Raw genomic sequence first — 18,825 nt, 5'->3', positions numbered from 1 at the left:
AAGCGGGCCATCGGCCCGCTTTTTCTTGGTGCTGCTCCGGAAGCGAGGCCCTTCGGCATCCAGCCCCGCGTTGCCGCGGTGCCGGCGCCCGGGCCGCGCCGGTCAGCGGCTGATCGGCTTGTAGCGCAGACGCTTCGGCTTCGCGGCTTCCTCGCCGAGGCGCGCACGCTTGTCGGCTTCGTACTCCTGGTAGTTGCCGTCGAAGAACGTGACCTGCGAATCGCCTTCGAACGCGAGGATGTGCGTCGCGATCCGGTCGAGGAACCAGCGATCGTGCGAGATCACCATCACCGAGCCCGCGAATTCGAGCAGCGCGTCTTCCAGCGCACGCAGCGTTTCGACGTCGAGGTCGTTCGACGGTTCGTCGAGCAGCAGCACGTTGCCGCCCGAGATCAGCGTCTTCGCGAGGTGCAGGCGGCCGCGTTCGCCGCCGGACAGGTTGCCGACGATTTTCTGCTGGTCGCCGCCCTTGAAGTTGAAGCGGCCGATGTACGCACGCGACGGCGTTTCGTACTTGCCGACCGTCAGCACGTCGGCGCCGCCCGAGATTTCCTCGAACACCGTCTTCGAGCCGTCGAGGGCGTCGCGGCTCTGGTCGACGTACGCGAGCTTCACCGTCGGGCCCATCACGACTTCGCCCGAATCCGGCTGTTCCTTGCCGGTCAGCATCTTGAACAGCGTCGACTTGCCGGCGCCGTTCGGGCCGATGATGCCGACGATCGCACCGGCCGGAATCTTGAAGTTCAGGTTGTCGATCAGCAGGCGATCGCCGAACGACTTGCTGACGTTCTTGAACTCGATCACTTCGTTGCCGAGGCGTTCGCCGGCCGGAATGAAGATTTCCTGCGTTTCGTTGCGCTTCTGGTATTCCTGGCTGCTCAGTTCCTCGAAGCGCGCGATACGCGCCTTCGACTTCGCCTGGCGGCCCTTCGGGTTCTGGCGCACCCACTCCAGTTCCTTCTTGATCGCCTTCTGGCGCGCCGATTCCGACGCTTCTTCCTGCTTCAGGCGCTCTTCCTTCTGGTCGAGCCAGCTGCTGTAGTTGCCCTTCCACGGAATGCCGTGGCCGCGGTCGAGTTCGAGAATCCACTCGGCCGCGTTGTCGAGGAAGTAGCGATCGTGGGTGACGGCGACCACGGTGCCCGGGAAGCGCACCAGGAACTGCTCGAGCCAGTCGACCGATTCGGCGTCGAGGTGGTTGGTCGGTTCGTCGAGCAGCAGCATGTCCGGCTTTTCGAGCAGCAGCTTGCACAGTGCGACGCGGCGCTTTTCACCGCCCGACAGGTGCTCGATCTTCGCGTCCCACGCCGGCAGGCGCAGCGCGTCGGCCGCCACTTCGAGCTGCTGCTCGGGGCTGCCGCCGTCGCTCGACGCGAGGATCGCCTCGTACTTCGCCTGCTCGGCCGCGAGTGCGTCGAAATCGGCGTCGGGTTCCGCGTAGGCCGCGTAGATTTCTTCCAGCTTCTTGTTGGCCTGGAACAGGTCGCCGAGGCCTTCCTCGACGGCTTCGCGCACGGTCTTCGTCGGATCGAGCTGCGGTTCCTGCGGCAGGTAGCCGATGTTCAGGTTCGGCATCGGCGTGGCTTCGCCTTCGATGTCCTTGTCGACGCCCGCCATGATGCGGATCAGCGTCGACTTGCCCGAGCCGTTCAGGCCGAGCACGCCGATCTTCGCGCCGGGAAAGAACGACAGCGAGATGTCCTTCAGGATCTGGCGCTTGGGCGGCACGATCTTGCCGACCCGGTTCATCGTGAAAACGTATTGGGCCATTTCGGTGTGAAAGTCAGAAGTGGTTGAGACGGCCGCGCAGCGCGCAGGCGTGGCGGCGTCGGGTGATTCGGTACGGAGCGTGCCGCGCGGGGCGCGGCGGCGTCGCCGCGTGTCGGCGGCGCGAGCGGGTATTGTACTTCGCCGCCGGCTACCGCTGGCGCAGTGCAGCCATCCGGATGCGCCGCGTTACAGCCAGGCGGCGACGCCGCCATGCCCCGAGCACGTGCCGCGCCGATGGCGGCTGAAGCTGTACGTGCCGTCGCGGCAGCGTGCGCTCGCGCCTTCCGGCACGCGGCCCGATTTCGAATGCGCGGGCGCGTGCACGGTCTCGCCGTCGCGGTTGCGATAGGTGTCGTGACGGTCGAGATCGGCTTCGTCGCCGTAGCCGGGCGATGTGCGGTACGCATGCGCCGGCTGGGGCAGTGCGGCGCACGCGAAGAAGAGCGCGGCGGACAAGGTTGCGATGTGCGTCGCGCGGCGGAGCAGGGCGGGCATGGTCTCTCGGTCCGTTGTTATCGGTGTCGGGCCAGTGGCCCGCGCCGCATGTTAGCGGATCGCGGCCGGATCGGTATCGGCGCCGGACATCGACGCCGCGCCGTCGGCCCGCGCGGCATCGAGAATCCAGCGGCGGAACGCGGCCACCTTCGGCCGTTCGGCGTGATGCGGCGGATAAACGAGGTAGTACGCGAAATCGTCGAGCCACGCGGCGTCGGCGAGTTGCACGAGCCGCCCGCTCGCCAGTTCGCCGCGTACCATCGCGGCCGGCAGCAGCCCGGCGCCCTGGCCGGCGACGATCGCCTGCAGCAGCAGGCCCGAATCGTCGAACGCAGGGCCGCGCGGCGGGCCGAAATCGTCGATCCGCTGCGCGCCGAACCAGATGTGCCAGCCCTTGCGCTCGGCGTCGTGCAGTTGCGGCCAGCCGACGAGATCGGCCGGCGTCGCCGGCATGCCGAGCCGCGCGACGAGCTCGGGCGCCGCGAGCGCGACGATCTCCACGGTCAGCAGGCGTTCGCTGCACAGCCCGATGTAGCGTCCGAGGCCGTGACGGATCGCGACATCGACGCCGTCGCGCGAGAAATCCGCGAGCGCATGGCTCGTGACGACCTGCAGGTCGACGTCCGGGCATGCGTGCCGGAACTGCGCGAGGCGCGGGACGAGCCACGCGGACGCGAAGAACGGCGTGACGCTCACCGTCAGCACGCCGCTGTCGGCGGCGCCCGACACGCGCTGCGACGCATCGGCGATCTGCCGGAACGCGTTGCGCACCGGCGGCAGGTAGTCGCGACCGGCGGCCGTCAGCAGGATGCCCCGGTTCACGCGCTCGAACAGCTGCACGCCGAGATGCGTCTCGAGCGTGCGGATCATCTGGCTCACCGCGCCGGGCGTGACCGACAACTCCTCGGCCGCCGACTTCACCGACAGGTGGCGGGCGGCCGCTTCGAAGGCGCGCAGCGCGTTGAGCGGCGGCAGGCGGGAACGATTCATTCAGTTTTTCTAAAACGAATGGCCGACGAAATATCGTTTGAGGCGATGCGTATGCGCGAGTACCGTTGACGCATCGGATCGCATGCTTCGTGGCCGTTTTACGGTGGCCGATGCGATCAACATAGTTCATCTATATCTACGAGGCAATCCGGACGCCATCCGGCGGACGGTGGAACCTGAGAGGAGCATCGTCATGAACCGCCCGGGCGCATCGCGCCTCTTCTACGGCTGGTACGTGGTCGCGGCCGCGTTCGCCGTCACGTTCGTCGGGTTCGGCAGCGCGTACACGTTCAGCGCGTTCGTCGAGTCGCTGCAGCGGGATTTCGCCGCGTCGCGCGGGCAAATTTCGCTCGTGTTCTCGCTGGCCGGCTTCCTGTATTTCGGTTTCGGCATCGTCAGCGGGCCGCTGGCCGATCGCTTCGGCTCGCGGCGGCTCGCCGTCGCCGGGATGCTGCTGACGGGTGCGGGGCTCGCGGCTGCCGGCGCCGCACAGTCGCTGCTGCAGGTCTATGTCGCGTACGGGCTCGGTGTCGGCCTCGGGGTCGGCTGCGCCTACGTGCCGGCCGTCGGCGCGGTGCAGCGCTGGTTCGTGCGCCGGCGCGGCTTTGCGTCGGGGCTCGCGGTCGCGGGGATCGGCGTCGGCACGCTCGTGATGCCGCCGCTCGCGTCCGCGCTGATCGCCCATGTCGGCTGGCGCGGCGCATATTTCACGCTGGCCGCGATCGCGGTCGTGCTCGGAGCGGGCATGTCGCTGCTGATCGAGAACGATCCGCGCGGGCGAGGCGTGTTGCCGGACGGCGATGCTGCCGGCGACGGCGGCCGGAACGCCGCTGCTGCGTCGGCCGGCGTGAACGTGCGGGCCGGCGCGACGGTGCGTGAAGCCGTCACGTCGCGGCCGTTCGCGAGCCTTTACGCGGCCTGCCTCGTCTGCTCGTTCGGCGTGTTCGTCCCGTTCGTTCACCTCGTACCATATGCGCTCGATCATCGCGTCGCGCCCTCGACGGCCGTATTGCTGCTCGGCGCGATCGGCGTCGGCAGCACGGCCGGCCGCTTCTTTCTCGGCGGCCTGGCCGACCGCTTCGGCCGCCGCGCGTCGCTGCTCGCGATGTTCGCCGGCATGGCCGTTGCGCTCGTCGCATGGGCGGGCGCCGGGACCGTCGCGACGCTCGCCGCGTTCGCGCTCGTGTTCGGCGTGTTCTACGGCGGCTGGGTCGCCGTGCTGCCGGCCGTCGTGATGGACTACTTCGGCGGGCGCAACGTGAGCGCGATCATCGGCATCCTGTACACGAGTGTCGCGTTCGGCACGCTGATCGGGCCGGCCGCCGCCGGTTTCATCTACGACGCGGGCGGCGGTTATCTCGTGCCGATCCTCGCGAGCGCCGCGGCGAATGCGATCGCGTTCGCGATCGTCGCGACGACCGGACGGGCGCCGGCGGTCGCGCGCGCGGCCGGCTGACAGCGCACCCGGCTGGGCGCGCCGCGCGATTTCCGGTAGGGTGGGCGGACCGTCGATCATCGACGAACGCTCGGGGAGGCATCGTGACATTCGACGAAGTCCGGCAGATCGCACTGGCGTGGCGCGGCGTCGAGGAAGGCACGTCGTACGGCACGCCCGCGCTCAAGGTGAAAGGCAAGATGCTCGCGCGTCTGCGCGAGGACGGCGACACGCTCGTCGTGAAGGGCGTCGGCCCCGACGAGCGCGCCTGGCTGATCGAATCGGAACCCGACGTGTACTACGTGACCGATCACTATGTCGGCTGGCCGATCGTGCTGGTGCGCCTGTCGGCCGCGCATCCCGACGCCGTGAAAAACCTGCTTCTGCGAGAATGGGGCGCGATCGTACCGGCGAAGTGGCGGGACGAATCGGCGCGCGGCACGAACTGAGTGCCCGGCTCACGCCGTGGCCGGCATGCCCGTGATGGATGCACGCGAGCCGCCGCCGAGCCGCAGCAAGCGTTGCATCGGTTTGCATCGATGCAACAAGTGGTTCCATCGAAATTCTTCAATTGGTTCTTAGTGAAGAACCGTTTGATGCTTACACTCCTTCGCTTCGAAGGCGGCTGACGAAGGCCGACGGAATGGGCGCACGCGATGCGCCGGCGCCTTGCGCGCCGCATCGCACCCGCAGCTTCGCAGACTGCGCGGGCGCACCGACCCGTACGGCCCCATCCGGCCTCATGCCCGCGTGCGACGCACGCGCGGCCGCAGCCGGACTCGACAACGACAACTCCCCGCGCCGCCTTCATGCGACACCCGGTCATATCGGAACCGTTTTTTTGGAGAGAGACAGATGAGTGGAAGCAACACAGGCCTCGGCACGGGCCTGAAGCAGCGTCACGTGACGATGATGTCGATTGCCGGCGTTATCGGCGCGGGGTTGTTCGTCGGCTCCGGCCATGCGATCGCGGAAGCCGGGCCGGCATCGATACTCGCGTATGCGATCGCGGGCGTGCTGGTCGTGCTGGTGATGCGCATGCTCGGCGAAATGGCCGTCGCGCATCCGGACAGCGGATCGTTCTCGACCTACGCCGATCGTGCGATCGGCCATTGGGCCGGCTTCACGATTGGCTGGCTGTACTGGTGGTTCTGGGTACTCGTGATCCCGATCGAGGCAACGGCCGCCGCGACCATTCTCAATGCGTGGTTCCCGGGCATCGCGACGTGGATCTTCGCGCTCGGCATTACGCTGCTGCTCACCATCACCAACCTCTTTTCCGTCAAGAACTACGGCGAATTCGAATTCTGGTTCGCGCTGATCAAGGTCGTCGCGATCGTCGTGTTCCTGTGCATCGGCGGCGCGGCGATCGTCGGCATCATTCCGGCGCCGGCCGTGTCGGGCGTGTCGAACCTGTTCGTGCACGACGGCTTCATGCCGCACGGCGCAAGCGCGGTGCTGGCGGCAATGCTGACGACGATGTTCTCGTTCCTCGGCACCGAGATCGTGACGATCGCGGCCGCCGAATCGGACAACCCGCAACGCCAGATCGTGCGCGCGACGAACTCGGTCATCTGGCGTATCACGCTGTTCTATCTCGGCTCGATCCTGATCGTCGCGGCCATCGTGCCGTGGAACGACCCGCTGCTGCCGAAGCACGGCTCGTATCAGCGCGCAATGGAACTCATCGGCATCCCGAACGCGAAGGCGATCATCGACGTGATCGTGCTCGTGTCGGTCGCGAGCTGCCTGAACTCGGCGCTGTACACGGCGTCGCGGATGCTGTTCTCGCTGTCGAAGCGCAAGGACGCGCCGGCGTTCCTGCATCGCACCGATTCGACCGGCACGCCGCGCGCGGCCGTGCTGGCGTCGACCGCATTCGGTTTCGTGACCGTGATCGCGAACTACCTGATGCCGGAACAGGTGTTCGGCTTCCTGCTCGCGACGTCGGGCGCGATCGCGCTGCTCGTGTATCTGGTGATCGCGATCTCGCAACTGCGGATGCGCAAGACGCTCGAATCGACCGGCGCCGACCTGACGCTGCGGATGTGGTTGTTCCCGTGGCTCACGTGGGCGGTGATCCTGTTCATCTGCGGCACGCTGACCGTGATGTTCGTCAGCGAGGATCACCGGATGGAAGTCGGTGCGACGGCCGTGCTGGCGTTGATCGTGCTGCTCGCGTCGTGGCTGAACAAGCGCGGTCGCGATGCGCAGGCGAACGCGGGGCGGCGGGTGTCGGCGACGTGATGAAGTGACGTGGTGGCGGGGCGGGGAGCTCCGGTCATGAAAAATGGCCCGATCGGCGTTTGCCGGTCGGGCCATTTTTATTTTTGCGATGGACGGATGCTGTTGCGAGTATCGACGAGAAGGTTTCGATATTAGAGGCCGAATAATCGAACTTGTCTGATTTTATTGTCGACGGAATCTTCTTACATTGATCACTTCGACAGCCGGAGTGAATCGATGGAGCAATCGATTTGGACTGCTTTTTTATGCGTTTGCGTTTCGAAACGAACCAGTTTGTTCGTCATCGAGCATGACACGAATCCTTGCCCCGGTGCATTGAGGTCGGAGCAATGACCGGGCAACTGGCAGCTCGAGTACGCGTCGAGTTTCGCGCCGTTGACGGGTACACGCTTCGGGGAACCTATTTCCCGGCGGCGGCCGGCTCCAGCTCTCCCGTACTTGTCTGTCCTGCTACCGGATTGCGTCAGTCCTTCTATTTCGCATTTGCGGAGTGGCTGCGTGAAGGTGGCTATCCGACGTTCGTATTCGACTATCGGGGTATCGGTGCGTCGCTGGATGGGTGCCATGTCAGTCAATCGAGTGCCCGCAAACAGGATTGGGGGCAGCTTGACATGCCCGCTGCGCTCGATTGGCTCCTCGGCACAACCGGTGCACGTGATGCCCATTTGATTGGGCACAGCGCGGGCGCACAACTGGTTGGCCTGATGCCAAACCACGCGTCGATCCGCTCGCTGTGCGCCATATCCGCTTCATCCGGATACACCGGCAACATCCGGGGCGCTACGCGCGTTGCTGCGCTGCTGCTGGCGAATCTCTACGTTCCGGTTACCGCTCGCCTGTTCGGCTACGTCCCTGCCAGAGTGCTCGGCTGGGGCGAGGATTTGCCCGCCCGCGTCGGGCTTCAGTGGGCTCGATGGTGCCGCCGCCCCGGATACATGGCGAACGAGTTCGGAATCGGCATTGCCCGCCACTACTACGACGAATTCGCTGCTCCCGTTACGGTCGTCGCAGCAACCGACGACCCACTCGCGACGCCGGCCAATATCGAAGACTGGCTGCGTTGGTTGCCGAGCGCCAGCCGCAACGTCCATTTCATCAGTTCGGAAAACTGCGATGGCCGAACAATCGGTCACGTCGGCATGTTCCGCCGCACGCATTCGTCGCTGTGGCGGGAACTCACCAGAGGATTGCAAGGGTGACGCTCCAGCGTGCTTGCGTCCTCGAATCAGGAGACCAGGATGGACGATTCAATCGCTATGAAAGCGCGTTTCAAGGCAGTGAGAAATGAGGCGAAGGAGACACGCGCGTCGCTTTACCATCTCACGAATCAATGCAATCTGCGCTGCAAAGGGTGCTGGTTTTTCGAGAACGAGTTTGACGTAGCATCGGACGAGTTGAACGATTCGTCGCGGCTGGAGGCCCGTGTGCAGGATGAGGCCGCACGTGGAATCAATGCGCCATTGCTGATAGGCGGCGAACCTGCACTGTTTCTCGACCGGATAAGGATATTCCGGAAGCACATGCCGAAGGTGTCCGTTTCGACAAACGGTCTTCGTCGCATTCCTTTCGAGGGCTTCGAAGATATCACTATCGCGATCTCCGTATTCGGCGGTGGGCCGCTCGATGACGAATTGCGAGCGATTGGCCCGAACGGGAAGCGTTTCACCGGTCTGTTCGACAAGGTGCTTGCGAATTATCGTGACGACGAGCGGGCTGGTTTCGTCTATGCCGTCTCGATCGACGGCGTTGCTTATATCGAAGAAACGGTACGCAAGATTCGAGATAACGGAAATCGTCTGCTGTTCAATTACTACAGTTCATACGATGTTGCAGGACCGCTTCGTCGGCAAGGTGAGGAGCAACTCCTGAATGTATTGCTCGAATTGCGGGCGAAATACCCGGAAACCGTGGCGAGCCATCCGTACTATCTGGCCGCACTCATGCGCGGCGAGACCAACTGGGGAATATTCGGTCATGCGAGTTGCCCGAGTGTCAGCGAAGCTCATCCGGAGAACGAGGAGCGGTTCGCTTCGGGATGGCCCGCGTTACCGAAATTCAACGCGTATCGCGCGGATTTCCAGACGCTGGCCCGCTGCTGTACTTCAGGAGAGTGTGCGAAGTGTCGCGACAGCCAGGCCGTGATGTCGTGGTTGTTGGTCAACGCGAGACACGTGCTGCAGGAAGACGATGGGCTCAGGACGTGGACCGAAGTGGCAGAGAGCTATTTCAGCCAGTTCGTCTGGTCGCGTTACCATCCACGCAACCGCGCCGGGCATACGCTGGACTGCGCGAGGCAGTGACGCGATGCGGTCGCCGGAATAAAAAAGCCCGCGAATGCGGGCTTTTTGAATGAGCATCGAACCAACGCTCAGACGTTGAACAAGAAGTTCATCACATCCCCGTCGTGCACGACATATTCCTTCCCTTCCGCGCGCATCTTGCCGGCTTCCTTCGCGCCTTGCTCGCCCTTGTACGTGACGAAGTCGTCGAACGCGATCGTCTGCGCGCGAATGAAGCCGCGCTCGAAGTCGGTGTGGATCACGCCGGCCGCTTGCGGTGCCGTGTCGCCGATATGGATCGTCCACGCGCGCACTTCCTTCACGCCCGCGGTGAAATAGGTTTGCAGCCCGAGCAGCTTGAAGCCCGCGCGGATCACGCGGTCGAGGCCCGGCTCTTCCATGCCCATGTCGGCGAGGAACGCTTCCTTGTCCGCGTCGTCGAGATCGGCGATTTCGGCTTCGATCGCCGCGCACACGGCGACCACCGGCGCGTTTTCGCTTTCTGCGTACTTGCGCACTGCATCGAGGTGCGGGTTGTTCTCGAAACCGTCGTCCTTCACGTTGGCGACATACATCGCCGGCTTCGCGGTGATCAGGCAGAACGGCTTGAGCAGCGCCTCTTCGTCGTCCGACAGCGCGAGGCCGCGCACGGCCTTGCCCTGGTCGAGCTGCGCGCGCACTTTCTCGAGCACCGCGACGAGCTTCGCCGCTTCCTTGTCGTTGCCCGACTTCGCGGCCTTCGAGTAGCGCGTGAGCGCCTTCTCGACGGTGCCGAGGTCGGCCAGCGCGAGTTCGGTGTTGATCACTTCGATGTCGTCGATCGGGCTGACCTTGCCGGCCACGTGAATGACGTTCTCGTCCTCGAAGCAGCGCACGACGTGCGTGATCGCATCGGTCTCGCGAATGTTCGCGAGGAACTGGTTGCCGAGGCCTTCACCCTTGCTCGCGCCCGCGACGAGGCCTGCGATGTCGACGAATTCGACGACGGCCGGCACGACACGCTCCGGCTTGACGATCTCGGAGAGCGCCTTCAGGCGCGTATCGGGCACTTCGACGATGCCGACGTTCGGCTCGATCGTGCAGAACGGGTAGTTCTCGGCGGCGATGCCGGCCTTGGTCAGCGCATTGAACAGGGTGGACTTGCCGACGTTGGGCAAGCCGACGATGCCGCATTTGAGACTCATGGAATCCTTCGGACGGGTAAGGCGGCGCGGCCGGACAGGGCACGGCGGCGCGGGAAAAAAGGGCGGCCGGCGCGTGGGGCGCGGCGGGCCGACGGGCAAAAACGCTATTGTACCGTGCCGACGCCCCGGATTCCGGGGTTGCGCCGAACGGCCGATGCGGCGGGCCGCTGCGCCGCGCGGGCCGCCTGCGATTCTGCTGATTTCCCGCAAAGTCCGGCCGCGTAAGGGTTTGGCCCCGCAGCTATAATGCCCGCCATGACTGCCCACCACTCCTTCGACGTCGCCGTGGTCGGCGGCGGGCTCGTCGGCAAGACGGCCGCGCTCGCGCTGACCCAGTCCGGCTACAAGACCGCCTTGCTCGCCCAGCCGGCCACACCGCGCCCCGCCGATCTCGCGTTCGACACGCGCGTCTACGCGCTGTCCTCCAGTTCGCAGGCGCTGCTCGAGCGGCTGCGGGTCTGGCAGGCGCTCGACCACGGCCGGCTCGCGCCCGTCTACGACATGCGCGTGTACGGCGATGCGCACGCGGAACTGCATTTCTCCGCGTACCAGGCCTCCGTGCCGCAGCTCGCGTGGATCGCCGAATCGTCGCTGGTCGAGACGTCGCTCGACGCCGCCCTGCGGTTCCAGCCGAACCTCACGTGGTTCGATGCGCGCGCGCAGGGCTTCGACGTGCGCGACGACGCGGCCGTGCTCACGCTGTCGTCGGGGCAGGTGCTGGAAGCCGACCTGATCGTCGGCGCCGACGGCGCCCATTCGTGGGTGCGCTCCCAAATGGGGGCCAGGGTCGAGCGGCGCGATTACCGGCAGACGGGCGTCGTCGCGAACTTCAAGGCGTCGCTGCCGCACCGCGAGACGGCCTACCAGTGGTTCCACGAAGGCGAGATCGTCGCGCTGCTGCCGCTGCCGGACGGTCATGTATCGCTCGTGTGGTCCGCGCATACCGCGCATGCCGATGAATTGCTTGCACTCGATCCGGCGCAGCTCGCGGCCGAGGTCGAGCGCGTGTCGCACGGCCAGGTCGGCACGCTAGAGTGCGTGACGCCGGCCGCCGGTTTCCCGCTCGCGCTGCAGACGGTCGACAAGCTGATCGCGCCGCGCGTCGCGCTGGTCGGCGATGCCGCGCACCTGATCCACCCGCTCGCGGGGCAGGGGATGAACCTCGGGCTGCGCGACGTCGCGGCGCTCGCCGATGCGATCGCGGGCAAGGAGAGCTTCCGCAACCTCGGCGATACGGTGCTGCTGCGCCGCTACGAGCGTTCGCGCCGCGAGGACATCCGCGGGCTGATGGTCGCGACCGACGGCCTGCAGCGGCTGTTCGCGGTGCCGGGCGCGCTCGCGAAGGCGGTACGCAATGCGGGGATGGCCTTCGTCGGCGCGCAGCCGCTCGTGAAGCGCTGGCTCGTGTCGGCCGCGCTCGGCTGAGCGAACCTTCGGCTGTTTCGCCGGTCGGACTCCGTTCCGTTACGGCGTACACTGTGCCGTGCACTCCGATTGAGCTGAAGGAAGATTTCGATGAAAAAAACGATCCGCATCGCGTCGCTGGCGCTCGCCGTCACGATGGCGACGCTCGGCTGCACCGCGCAGGCCGACCAGACCACCGACAAGCTGAAAGCGACGCTGCAAGCCCGTCTCGGCAACGACGCGCCGATCAAGAGCGTGGCGAAATCGCCGGTCGCGGGCCTCTACGAAGTGAACCTCGGTACGCAGATCATCTATAGCGATGCGGCGGGCGATTACGTGCTGCTCGGCGACCTCGTCGACACCAAGTCGCACAAGAACCTGACCGACGCCCGCCTGTCCGAGATCAACAAGATCGACTTCGCGAGCCTGCCGTTCGCGAATGCGATCAAGATCGTCAAGGGCAACGGCGCACGCAAGATCGCGGTGTTCTCCGATCCGAACTGCCCGTACTGCAAGAAGCTCGAGACGACGCTGCAATCGGTCGACAACGTCACTGTCTACACGTTCCTGTACCCGGTGCTGTCGCCGGATTCGACCGCGAAGTCGAAGGCGATCTGGTGCGCGACCGACCGTGCGAAGTCATGGGAAGGCTGGATGCTCGACCACCGTGCGCCGTCGGGGGCCGGCACCTGCGATACCAGCGCGCTCGACAAGAACCTCGCGCTCGGTCGCGGCATGAACGTGACGGGCACGCCGACGATCTTCCTGCCGGACGGCCGCCGTCTGCCGGGCGCGGTCTCGGCCGACCAGCTCAATCAGGCGCTCGCCTCGAGCAAGTAACCGACCACACGCCGGGCACATGGCCCGGCCAGCGAGGGGCGCCCGCATGATCTGCCGGCGCCTCTCTTCGTTTTCGCTGCCGTATTCGACCGACCGATTGCCACGATGACCCAGCCGATCCGCTATTCGATTGTCCCGAAAGATCTTGCCGCGCACCTGTTCGAAGTATCGGTGACGGTCGCCGATCCCGATCCCGAAGGCCAGCGCTTCTCGCTGCCGGTGTGGATTCCGGGCAGCTACCTCGTGCGCGAGTTCGCGCGCAACATCGTGACGCTCGGTGCGTTCAACGACGCGGGCCGCAAGGTGCGCATCGCGAAGACCGACAAGCACACGTGGCAGGCCGCGCCCGTGACCGGCGCGCTGACGCTGCGCTACGACGTGTATGCGTGGGACCTGTCGGTGCGCTCCGCGTATCTCGACGAATCGGGCGGGTTCTTCAACGCGACGGCCGTGTTCCTGAGCGTCGCCGGGCGCGAGGACGCGCCGTGCGAAGTCGACATCGCGAAACCGGCCGGCGCGGCGTTCCGCACGTGGCGCGTCGGCACCGCGCTGCCCGAGGCGCGCGGCACGAAGCGCTATGGCTTCGGCACGTACCGTGCAGCGAACTACGACGAGCTGTCCGATCATCCGGTGACGATCGGCGAATTCGCGCTTGCGACGTTCGACGCGCACGGCGTGCCGCACGACATCGTGATCGCCGGGCGCGTGACGCAACTCGACATGGAGCGGCTGCGTACCGACCTGAAGCGCGTATGCGAAGCGCAGATCGCGCTGTTCGAGCCGAAGTCGAAGAAGGCGCCGATGGACCGCTACGTGTTCATGACGCTCGCGGTCAGCGACGGCTACGGCGGCCTCGAGCATCGTGCATCGACCGCGCTGATCTGCAACCGCACCGACCTGCCCGTGAAGGGGCGGCCCGAAACGACGGAAGGCTATCGTACGTATCTCGGCCTCTGCAGCCACGAGTACTTCCATACGTGGAACGTGAAGCGCATCAAGCCGGCGGCATTCGTGCCGTACGACCTGTCGAAGGAAAACTACACGTCGCTGCTGTGGCTCTTCGAGGGCTTCACGTCGTATTACGACGACCTGATGCTGGTGCGCAGCGGGCTGATGTCGCAGGACGAATATTTCGCGGCGCTGGGACGCACGATCGGCGGCGTGCTGCGCGGCACGGGCCGGCTCAAGCAGAGCGTCGCGGAAAGCTCCTTCGACGCGTGGATCAAGTACTACCGCCAGGACGAGAACGCGACCAACGCGATCGTCAGCTATTACACGAAGGGTTCGCTCGTCGCGCTCGCGTTCGATCTCGCGATTCGCGCGCAGACGCGCAACCGGAAGTCGCTCGACGACGTGATGCGCCTGCTGTGGCAGCGCTACGGTCGCGATTTCTACCGCGGCAAGCCGGCGGGCGTCGAGGAAAACGAAGTCGAGGCGCTGATCGAAGAGGCGACGGGCGTTGCGCTAGGCCGCCTGTTCACCGACGCCGTGCAGGGTACGCGCGACCTGCCGCTCGTCGAGCTGTTCGCGCCGTTCGGCGTGACGCTCGCGCCCGATGTCGCGAACGGCGCGGCCGCGAAGCCGACGATCGGTGCGCGCCTGCGCGGCGGCGCGGACTGCACGTTCGCGGCGGTTTATGAAGGCGGCGCCGCGCATCGCGCGGGGCTGTCGGCCGGCGATACGCTGATCGCGGTCGACGGGCTGCGCGTGACGGGCACGAACCTCGATGCGCTGCTCGCGCGCTACCAGCCGGGCGACAAGGTCGAGGTTCACGCGTTCCGCCGCGACGAGCTGCGCACCGCGAAACTGAAGCTCGACGGCCCGGAAGTCACGCGCTACCGGCTGACGGCGGCCGCGAAGCCGGCCGCGGTCTCGAAGGCACGGGAAGCCTGGCTGAAGGGTTGAAAGCCAGGAGGCGGGTATCGGGGCGCGATCGGGGATTGTTCTGCTGTTGCAACAATCCGTCGCCCTGAACCCGCTTTTTCGCGGTCATGCGGCCACGCACAATGGGGTCACTCGCGCTACCGAAGCGCAACCCTACTGGAGCCTGACATGACGACCATTCTGCAAATCAATTCCGCTGCACGTTCGCAAGGTGCGCAATCGACGCTGCTGGCCAACGAGCTGACGGCAAAACTGCAACAATCGAACCCCGGCGCGAAAGTCGTGGTTCGTGACCTGCTGGCCGACGCGCTGCCGCACCTCGACGAATCGGTGCTCGGCGCGTTCTTCACGCCGGCCGAGAACCGCACCGCGGAGCAGAATGCGATCGTCGCGAAGAGCGATGCCCTGATCGCCGAGCTGCAAGCCGCCGACATCATCGTGATCGGCGCACCGATGTACAACTTCGGCATCTCGTCGCAACTGAAGACGTACTTCGACTGGATCGCCCGCGCAGGCGTCACGTTCCGCTACACGGAGAACGGTCCGGAAGGCCTGATCAAGGGCAAGAAGGTTCACGTCGTGACGGCCCGCGGCGGCAAGTATGCCGGTACGCCGAACGACAGCCAGACGCCGTACCTGCGCACGTTCCTCGGCTTCGTCGGCATGACCGACGTGAGCTTCATCTTCGCGGAAGGCCTGAACCTCGGCCCGGATGCGCAAAGCGCCGCGCTGGCCAGCGCGCGCGAAGCGATCGCCGCTGCGTAAGGACGGTCGACGCAGGTGCGGCGCACCTGCTGCATCGCCCGATAAGGAAACGCCGCGTCCCCCGAAAGGGGCGCGGCGTTTTTTTGCATGCCGGCCGGCTGCCGGCTCGAAGGAGCCGGCGCGGTGCGTTACGCGAGCGTTTCGGCCACGTCCGGCAGGCGCCAGTCGATCGGTTCGCGGCCGGCGTCGACCAGATAGTCGTTCGCGAGCGCGAAATGGCGGCAGCCGAGGAAGCCACGGTGCGCGGACAGCGGCGACGGATGCGGCGCCTCGAGCACGCAATGCGCGCTCGCGTCGAACAGTGCGCGCTTCGCCTGCGCGTGCGCACCCCACAGCATGAAGACGAGCCCGCGATGACGGCCGGCGAGTTCGCGAATCAGCGTGTCCGTGCATTGTTCCCAGCCGCGCTTCGCGTGGCTCGCGGCCGCGCCGCGCTCGACCGTCAGCACGGTGTTGAGCAGCAGCACGCCCTGGCGCGCCCAGGTGTCGAGACAGCCGTGGCGCGGCGTGTCGTGACCGAAGTTCGCGGCGATTTCCTTGAAGATGTTGCGCAGCGACGGCGGCGTGCGGACGGCCGGCGGTACCGAGAACGCAAGGCCGTGCGCCTGCGGCGTGCCGCGATCGTCGCCGTGGTACGGATCCTGGCCGAGGATCACGATCTTCACGTCGTCGGGGCTCGTCAGGCGCAGCGCGCGGAACACGTCGGTCGGGTAGACCGTCTTGCCGGCTGCGCGCTCGTCGTCGACGAAACGGCACAGCGGCGCGTACGCGTCGCTGTCGGTGAACGGTTTCAGCACGTCGCGCCAGACGGCCGGCAGCGCGTCGAATTGCGCGGCGAGATGCGGAACCTCGGCGGCAGCGGGCCGCGGCACTGCCGCGGCGGCCGGAGCAGCCGGTTCAGCGGCTTTCTTCGCGGATTTGCGCCCGGCCGCGGGCGCTTGGGGCGCCGGGGACGGGACATCGGCCGGTGCCGTTTCCGGCACGGGATCATCGAACAGCGACGCCTGTTGCGGCGCGCGGGAAGTCTTGCGGGTTGCCATGCGTGATGCGTGTTTATTGCGCGCGCAGCCGGTAGCCGCGCTGCGCCTTGCTGATGTTTTCGGGAACGAGGCCCGGCAGCGCCTGCTGCAGTTCGGCGGCGAGCGTCGAGAGCGCCGCTTCCGGGCCGTCGATCAGTTCGAGTTCGATTTCGCTGATCGGTTCGCGGCGCGTTTCGTGTTCCGCCTGGACGACGATCTCGCCGAGGTCCACCGCGGCTTCGACGGTTGCGCCGCCAATTGCGATGCGCCACAGCGTACGCGAAAAATCCGTTCGGAACAGCGCGTACAGCGCGCCGGCCGCGTCATTCAGCGCGGCGGCGGCTTCCGGCACGTCGCAGGCCGCGACGAGCGCGTCGATCTCGAGCGCGTCGCCGGCGACCGGCAGTTCCCATTCGTGGCGGCGATGCAGGCCGCCTTCCGCGCTGCCGACCGTCTTGAACGTCTGCAGCCAGCCGTCCGGCGTGCGGCGCACGCGCACCGCGCTCTTCGAGCGCGCCAGCGCGAGATCGGGCGTGTCGTAATAGACGTTCGCGAGCGTGATGCCGTGACCGGGTTCGCCGGTCAGCGTCTCGAAGAAGCGTCGCGCGGCGTCGGCCTGGCCGGCCGGCAGCGCGAGCTTGATTTCCTTTTCGATCGCCATCAGAAGAACATCCGCGCGAGTTCCTCGCCCGGCTGCTCGGCGCGCATGAATGCTTCGCCGACGAGGAACGTGTTCACGTTCGCCGCGCGCATCGTGTCGACGTCGGTGCGCGACAGGATGCCCGATTCGGTCACGACGATGCGGTCCGCCGGAATCATGTCGAGCATGTCGAGCGTGGTCTGGATCGACGTCTCGAACGTGCGCAGGTTGCGGTTGTTGATGCCGAGCAGCGGCGTCTTGAGCGTCAGCGCCTGTTCCATCTCGTTGCGGTCGTGCACTTCGACCAGCACCGCGAGGCCCAGCGAGTGCGCATACGCTTCGAGATCCTGCATCAGCGGCGTGTCGAGCGCGGCGGCGATCAGCAGGATCGCGTCGGCGCCCATCGCACGGGCTTCGACGATCTGGTACGCGTCGACGATGAAGTCCTTGCGCAGCACCGGCAGCGTGCACGCCGCGCGCGCTTCCTCGAGGTAGCGAACGCCGCCCTGGAAGAATTGCTCGTCGGTCAGTACCGACAGGCACGCGGCGCCGTGCGCCGCATACGAGCGTGCGATGTCGGCCGGCACGAAGTGCTCGCGCAGCACGCCCTTCGACGGGCTGGCCTTCTTGATTTCGGCGATCACCGCGGCGTCGCCGGCCGCGTGCTTCGCACGCAGCGCGCCGACGAAGTCGCGCAGGTCGCGCGCGGAGGCGTCCAGCTTCAGTGCCTCGAGCGGCGTGCTGCGCATGGCCGCGGCGATTTCTTCGCGCTTGACGGCGATGATTCGGTCGAGAATGTCGCTCATGTGGATTCCTGCTTGATTCGTAAGGGGAGTCACCGCTTGAACTGCTGCGTGAAGCGCACGAGTTCGTCGACTTTCGCGCGCGCCTTGCCGCTCGCGATCGCTTCGCGGGCGCGCTGGATGCCGTCGGCGATCGACTCGGCGACGTTCGCCGCATAGAGCGCGGTGCCCGCGTTCAGCGTGACGATCTCGCGCGCGACGCTCGGCTGGTTGTCCAGCGCGCCGAGCAGCATCGTGCGCGATTCATCGGCATTTTCCACCTTCAGCGTGCGGTTCGACACCATCTGCAGGCCGAAGTCCTCCGGATGGATCTCGTATTCGTGCACCTTGCCGTCGCGCAGTTCGCCAACGAGCGTCGCGGCGCCGAGGGACACCTCGTCCATGCCGTCCTTGCCGTACACGACGAGCACGTGCTGCGCGCCGAGGCGCTGCATCACGCGCACCTGGATGCCGACGAGGTCGGGGTGGAACACGCCCATCAGCTGGTTCGGCGCGCCGGCCGGATTGGTCAGCGGGCCGAGGATGTTGAAGATCGTGCGCACGCCGAGCTCGCGGCGCACGGCCGCGATGTTCTTCATCGCCGGGTGATGGTTCGGCGCGAACATGAAGCCCATGCCCGTCTCGGCGATCGACGCGGCGACCTGCTCCGACTGCAGGTCGATGTTCACGCCGAGCGCCTCGAGCACGTCGGCGCTGCCGGACTTGCTCGACACGCCGCGGTTGCCGTGCTTCGCGACCTTCGCGCCGGCCGCGGCCGTGACGAACATCGATGCGGTCGAGATGTTGAACGTATGCGAGCCGTCGCCGCCGGTGCCGACGATGTCGACGAAGTTCGAGTTGTCCTGCACCTCGACGTGATTCGCGAATTCGCGCATCACGGTCGCGGCGGCGGCGATCTCGCCGATCGTCTCCTTCTTCACGCGCAGCCCGGTGATGATCGCGGCCGCCATCACGGGCGACAGGTCGCCGCGCATGATGAGCCGCATCAGGTGCAGCATTTCGTCGTGGAAGATCTCGCGGTGTTCGATCGTGCGCTGCAGCGCTTCCTGCGGGGTAATCGTCATCGTGCG

The 18,825-nt window shown here is 66.3% G+C and carries 17 protein-coding genes; 9 read left to right on the top strand and 8 right to left on the bottom strand.

Annotated elements, in window-relative coordinates:
- Window positions 1-102: 102 nt before the first annotated feature.
- The 3 genes from ettA to gcvA form a co-directional block, all read right to left on the bottom strand.
- The gene (ettA, locus tag U5798_RS24610; RefSeq protein WP_124453182.1) at window positions 103-1,770 is read right to left on the bottom strand and encodes an energy-dependent translational throttle protein EttA; all 1,668 of its coding nucleotides are present in this window, start codon (window positions 1,768-1,770) and stop codon (window positions 103-105) included.
- A gap of 186 nt (window positions 1,771-1,956) precedes the next feature.
- Window positions 1,957-2,265 carry a DUF3761 domain-containing protein gene (locus U5798_RS24605; protein WP_322083506.1) on the bottom strand — a complete coding sequence of 103 codons (309 nt, stop codon included), beginning with the start codon at window positions 2,263-2,265 and terminating at the stop codon, window positions 1,957-1,959.
- Window positions 2,266-2,316: 51 nt separating this feature from the next.
- The gene (gene gcvA, locus U5798_RS24600) at window positions 2,317-3,255 is read right to left on the bottom strand and encodes a transcriptional regulator GcvA (RefSeq protein ID WP_322083505.1); all 939 of its coding nucleotides are present in this window, start codon (window positions 3,253-3,255) and stop codon (window positions 2,317-2,319) included.
- 193 nt (window positions 3,256-3,448) lie between these two features.
- On the opposite strand from gcvA, the gene U5798_RS24595 reads away from it, so the two are divergent.
- The 5 genes from U5798_RS24595 to U5798_RS24575 all read left to right on the top strand — a co-directional run bounded on the left by U5798_RS24595 (window position 3,449) and on the right by U5798_RS24575 (window position 9,237).
- Complete coding sequence (locus tag U5798_RS24595; protein ID WP_124453175.1) at window positions 3,449-4,711, top strand: MFS transporter; 1,263 nt, start codon at window positions 3,449-3,451, stop codon at window positions 4,709-4,711.
- A gap of 83 nt (window positions 4,712-4,794) precedes the next feature.
- Complete coding sequence (locus U5798_RS24590; RefSeq protein ID WP_322083504.1) at window positions 4,795-5,139, top strand: MmcQ/YjbR family DNA-binding protein; 345 nt, start codon at window positions 4,795-4,797, stop codon at window positions 5,137-5,139.
- Between the two features lie 406 nt (window positions 5,140-5,545).
- Window positions 5,546-6,937 carry a GABA permease gene (gabP, locus tag U5798_RS24585; RefSeq protein ID WP_322083503.1) on the top strand — a complete coding sequence of 464 codons (1,392 nt, stop codon included), beginning with the start codon at window positions 5,546-5,548 and terminating at the stop codon, window positions 6,935-6,937.
- Window positions 6,938-7,266: 329 nt separating this feature from the next.
- Window positions 7,267-8,136 (top strand): alpha/beta fold hydrolase, encoded by an 870-nt coding sequence (locus U5798_RS24580; protein WP_322083502.1) that lies wholly within the window; start codon window positions 7,267-7,269, stop codon window positions 8,134-8,136.
- Between the two features lie 39 nt (window positions 8,137-8,175).
- Window positions 8,176-9,237 carry a radical SAM protein gene (locus tag U5798_RS24575; protein ID WP_322083501.1) on the top strand — a complete coding sequence of 354 codons (1,062 nt, stop codon included), beginning with the start codon at window positions 8,176-8,178 and terminating at the stop codon, window positions 9,235-9,237.
- Between the two features lie 68 nt (window positions 9,238-9,305).
- On the opposite strand, the gene ychF is transcribed toward U5798_RS24575, so the two are convergent.
- Entirely contained in the window at window positions 9,306-10,400 is a 1,095-nt protein-coding gene (gene ychF / locus U5798_RS24570; protein ID WP_124453163.1) for a redox-regulated ATPase YchF, read from the bottom strand.
- A 246-nt stretch (window positions 10,401-10,646) separates the two neighbouring features.
- On the opposite strand from ychF, the gene U5798_RS24565 reads away from it, so the two are divergent.
- From U5798_RS24565 to U5798_RS24550, 4 genes are all read left to right on the top strand, one after another.
- Window positions 10,647-11,825, top strand: a complete 1,179-nt coding sequence (locus U5798_RS24565; protein ID WP_124453161.1) for a UbiH/UbiF family hydroxylase — start codon at window positions 10,647-10,649, stop codon at window positions 11,823-11,825.
- Window positions 11,826-11,915: 90 nt separating this feature from the next.
- Complete coding sequence (locus U5798_RS24560) at window positions 11,916-12,644, top strand: DsbC family protein (protein WP_124453159.1); 729 nt, start codon at window positions 11,916-11,918, stop codon at window positions 12,642-12,644.
- 105 nt (window positions 12,645-12,749) lie between these two features.
- Window positions 12,750-14,549 carry a M61 family metallopeptidase gene (locus U5798_RS24555; RefSeq protein ID WP_322083500.1) on the top strand — a complete coding sequence of 600 codons (1,800 nt, stop codon included), beginning with the start codon at window positions 12,750-12,752 and terminating at the stop codon, window positions 14,547-14,549.
- Window positions 14,550-14,696: 147 nt separating this feature from the next.
- Window positions 14,697-15,293, top strand: coding sequence for an FMN-dependent NADH-azoreductase (locus tag U5798_RS24550; RefSeq protein WP_096472359.1), 597 nt, complete (start codon window positions 14,697-14,699; stop codon window positions 15,291-15,293).
- A gap of 128 nt (window positions 15,294-15,421) precedes the next feature.
- Here the strand turns inward: U5798_RS24550 and U5798_RS24545 are convergent, their stop codons facing one another.
- Genes U5798_RS24545 through trpD form a run of 4 tightly spaced genes read right to left on the bottom strand, consistent with a single transcriptional unit; the run spans window position 15,422 to window position 18,819 of the window.
- Window positions 15,422-16,333, bottom strand: a complete 912-nt coding sequence (locus tag U5798_RS24545) for a uracil-DNA glycosylase (RefSeq protein WP_322083499.1) — start codon at window positions 16,331-16,333, stop codon at window positions 15,422-15,424.
- A 13-nt stretch (window positions 16,334-16,346) separates the two neighbouring features.
- On the bottom strand, window positions 16,347-16,973 hold the full coding sequence (locus U5798_RS24540; RefSeq protein ID WP_322083498.1) for a CYTH domain-containing protein: 627 nt from the start codon (window positions 16,971-16,973) through the stop codon (window positions 16,347-16,349).
- On the bottom strand, window positions 16,973-17,758 hold the full coding sequence (trpC, locus tag U5798_RS24535; RefSeq protein ID WP_059557500.1) for an indole-3-glycerol phosphate synthase TrpC: 786 nt from the start codon (window positions 17,756-17,758) through the stop codon (window positions 16,973-16,975). The genes U5798_RS24540 and trpC overlap by 1 nt, the downstream gene beginning before the upstream one ends.
- A 29-nt stretch (window positions 17,759-17,787) precedes the next feature.
- On the bottom strand, window positions 17,788-18,819 hold the full coding sequence (trpD, locus tag U5798_RS24530; protein ID WP_322083497.1) for an anthranilate phosphoribosyltransferase: 1,032 nt from the start codon (window positions 18,817-18,819) through the stop codon (window positions 17,788-17,790).
- Window positions 18,820-18,825 lie beyond the last annotated feature (6 nt).

Source organism: Burkholderia sp. BCC1972, from assembly GCF_905339605.1.
In the GTDB taxonomy this organism is placed as follows: Bacteria; Pseudomonadota; Gammaproteobacteria; order Burkholderiales; family Burkholderiaceae; genus Burkholderia.
Note: the sequence above shows the minus strand (reverse complement) of the source record. Positions and strands in the feature narration are given on the sequence as shown.

Excerpts from the sequence above, each read along its gene's own strand:
- ettA (WP_124453182.1), bottom strand. The coding sequence starts at position 1,770 with ATGGCCCAATACGTTTTCACGATGAACCGGGTCGGCAAGATCGTGCCG.
- U5798_RS24605 (WP_322083506.1), bottom strand. The coding sequence starts at position 2,265 with ATGCCCGCCCTGCTCCGCCGCGCGACGCACATCGCAACCTTGTCCGCC.
- gcvA (WP_322083505.1), bottom strand. The coding sequence starts at position 3,255 with ATGAATCGTTCCCGCCTGCCGCCGCTCAACGCGCTGCGCGCCTTCGAA.
- U5798_RS24595 (WP_124453175.1), top strand. The coding sequence starts at position 3,449 with ATGAACCGCCCGGGCGCATCGCGCCTCTTCTACGGCTGGTACGTGGTC.
- gabP (WP_322083503.1), top strand. The coding sequence starts at position 5,546 with ATGAGTGGAAGCAACACAGGCCTCGGCACGGGCCTGAAGCAGCGTCAC.
- U5798_RS24580 (WP_322083502.1), top strand. The coding sequence starts at position 7,267 with ATGACCGGGCAACTGGCAGCTCGAGTACGCGTCGAGTTTCGCGCCGTT.
- U5798_RS24575 (WP_322083501.1), top strand. The coding sequence starts at position 8,176 with ATGGACGATTCAATCGCTATGAAAGCGCGTTTCAAGGCAGTGAGAAAT.
- ychF (WP_124453163.1), bottom strand. The coding sequence starts at position 10,400 with ATGAGTCTCAAATGCGGCATCGTCGGCTTGCCCAACGTCGGCAAGTCC.
- U5798_RS24565 (WP_124453161.1), top strand. The coding sequence starts at position 10,647 with ATGCCCGCCATGACTGCCCACCACTCCTTCGACGTCGCCGTGGTCGGC.
- U5798_RS24560 (WP_124453159.1), top strand. The coding sequence starts at position 11,916 with ATGAAAAAAACGATCCGCATCGCGTCGCTGGCGCTCGCCGTCACGATG.
- U5798_RS24555 (WP_322083500.1), top strand. The coding sequence starts at position 12,750 with ATGACCCAGCCGATCCGCTATTCGATTGTCCCGAAAGATCTTGCCGCG.
- U5798_RS24550 (WP_096472359.1), top strand. The coding sequence starts at position 14,697 with ATGACGACCATTCTGCAAATCAATTCCGCTGCACGTTCGCAAGGTGCG.
- U5798_RS24545 (WP_322083499.1), bottom strand. The coding sequence starts at position 16,333 with ATGGCAACCCGCAAGACTTCCCGCGCGCCGCAACAGGCGTCGCTGTTC.
- U5798_RS24540 (WP_322083498.1), bottom strand. The coding sequence starts at position 16,973 with ATGGCGATCGAAAAGGAAATCAAGCTCGCGCTGCCGGCCGGCCAGGCC.
- trpC (WP_059557500.1), bottom strand. The coding sequence starts at position 17,758 with ATGAGCGACATTCTCGACCGAATCATCGCCGTCAAGCGCGAAGAAATC.
- trpD (WP_322083497.1), bottom strand. The coding sequence starts at position 18,819 with ATGACGATTACCCCGCAGGAAGCGCTGCAGCGCACGATCGAACACCGC.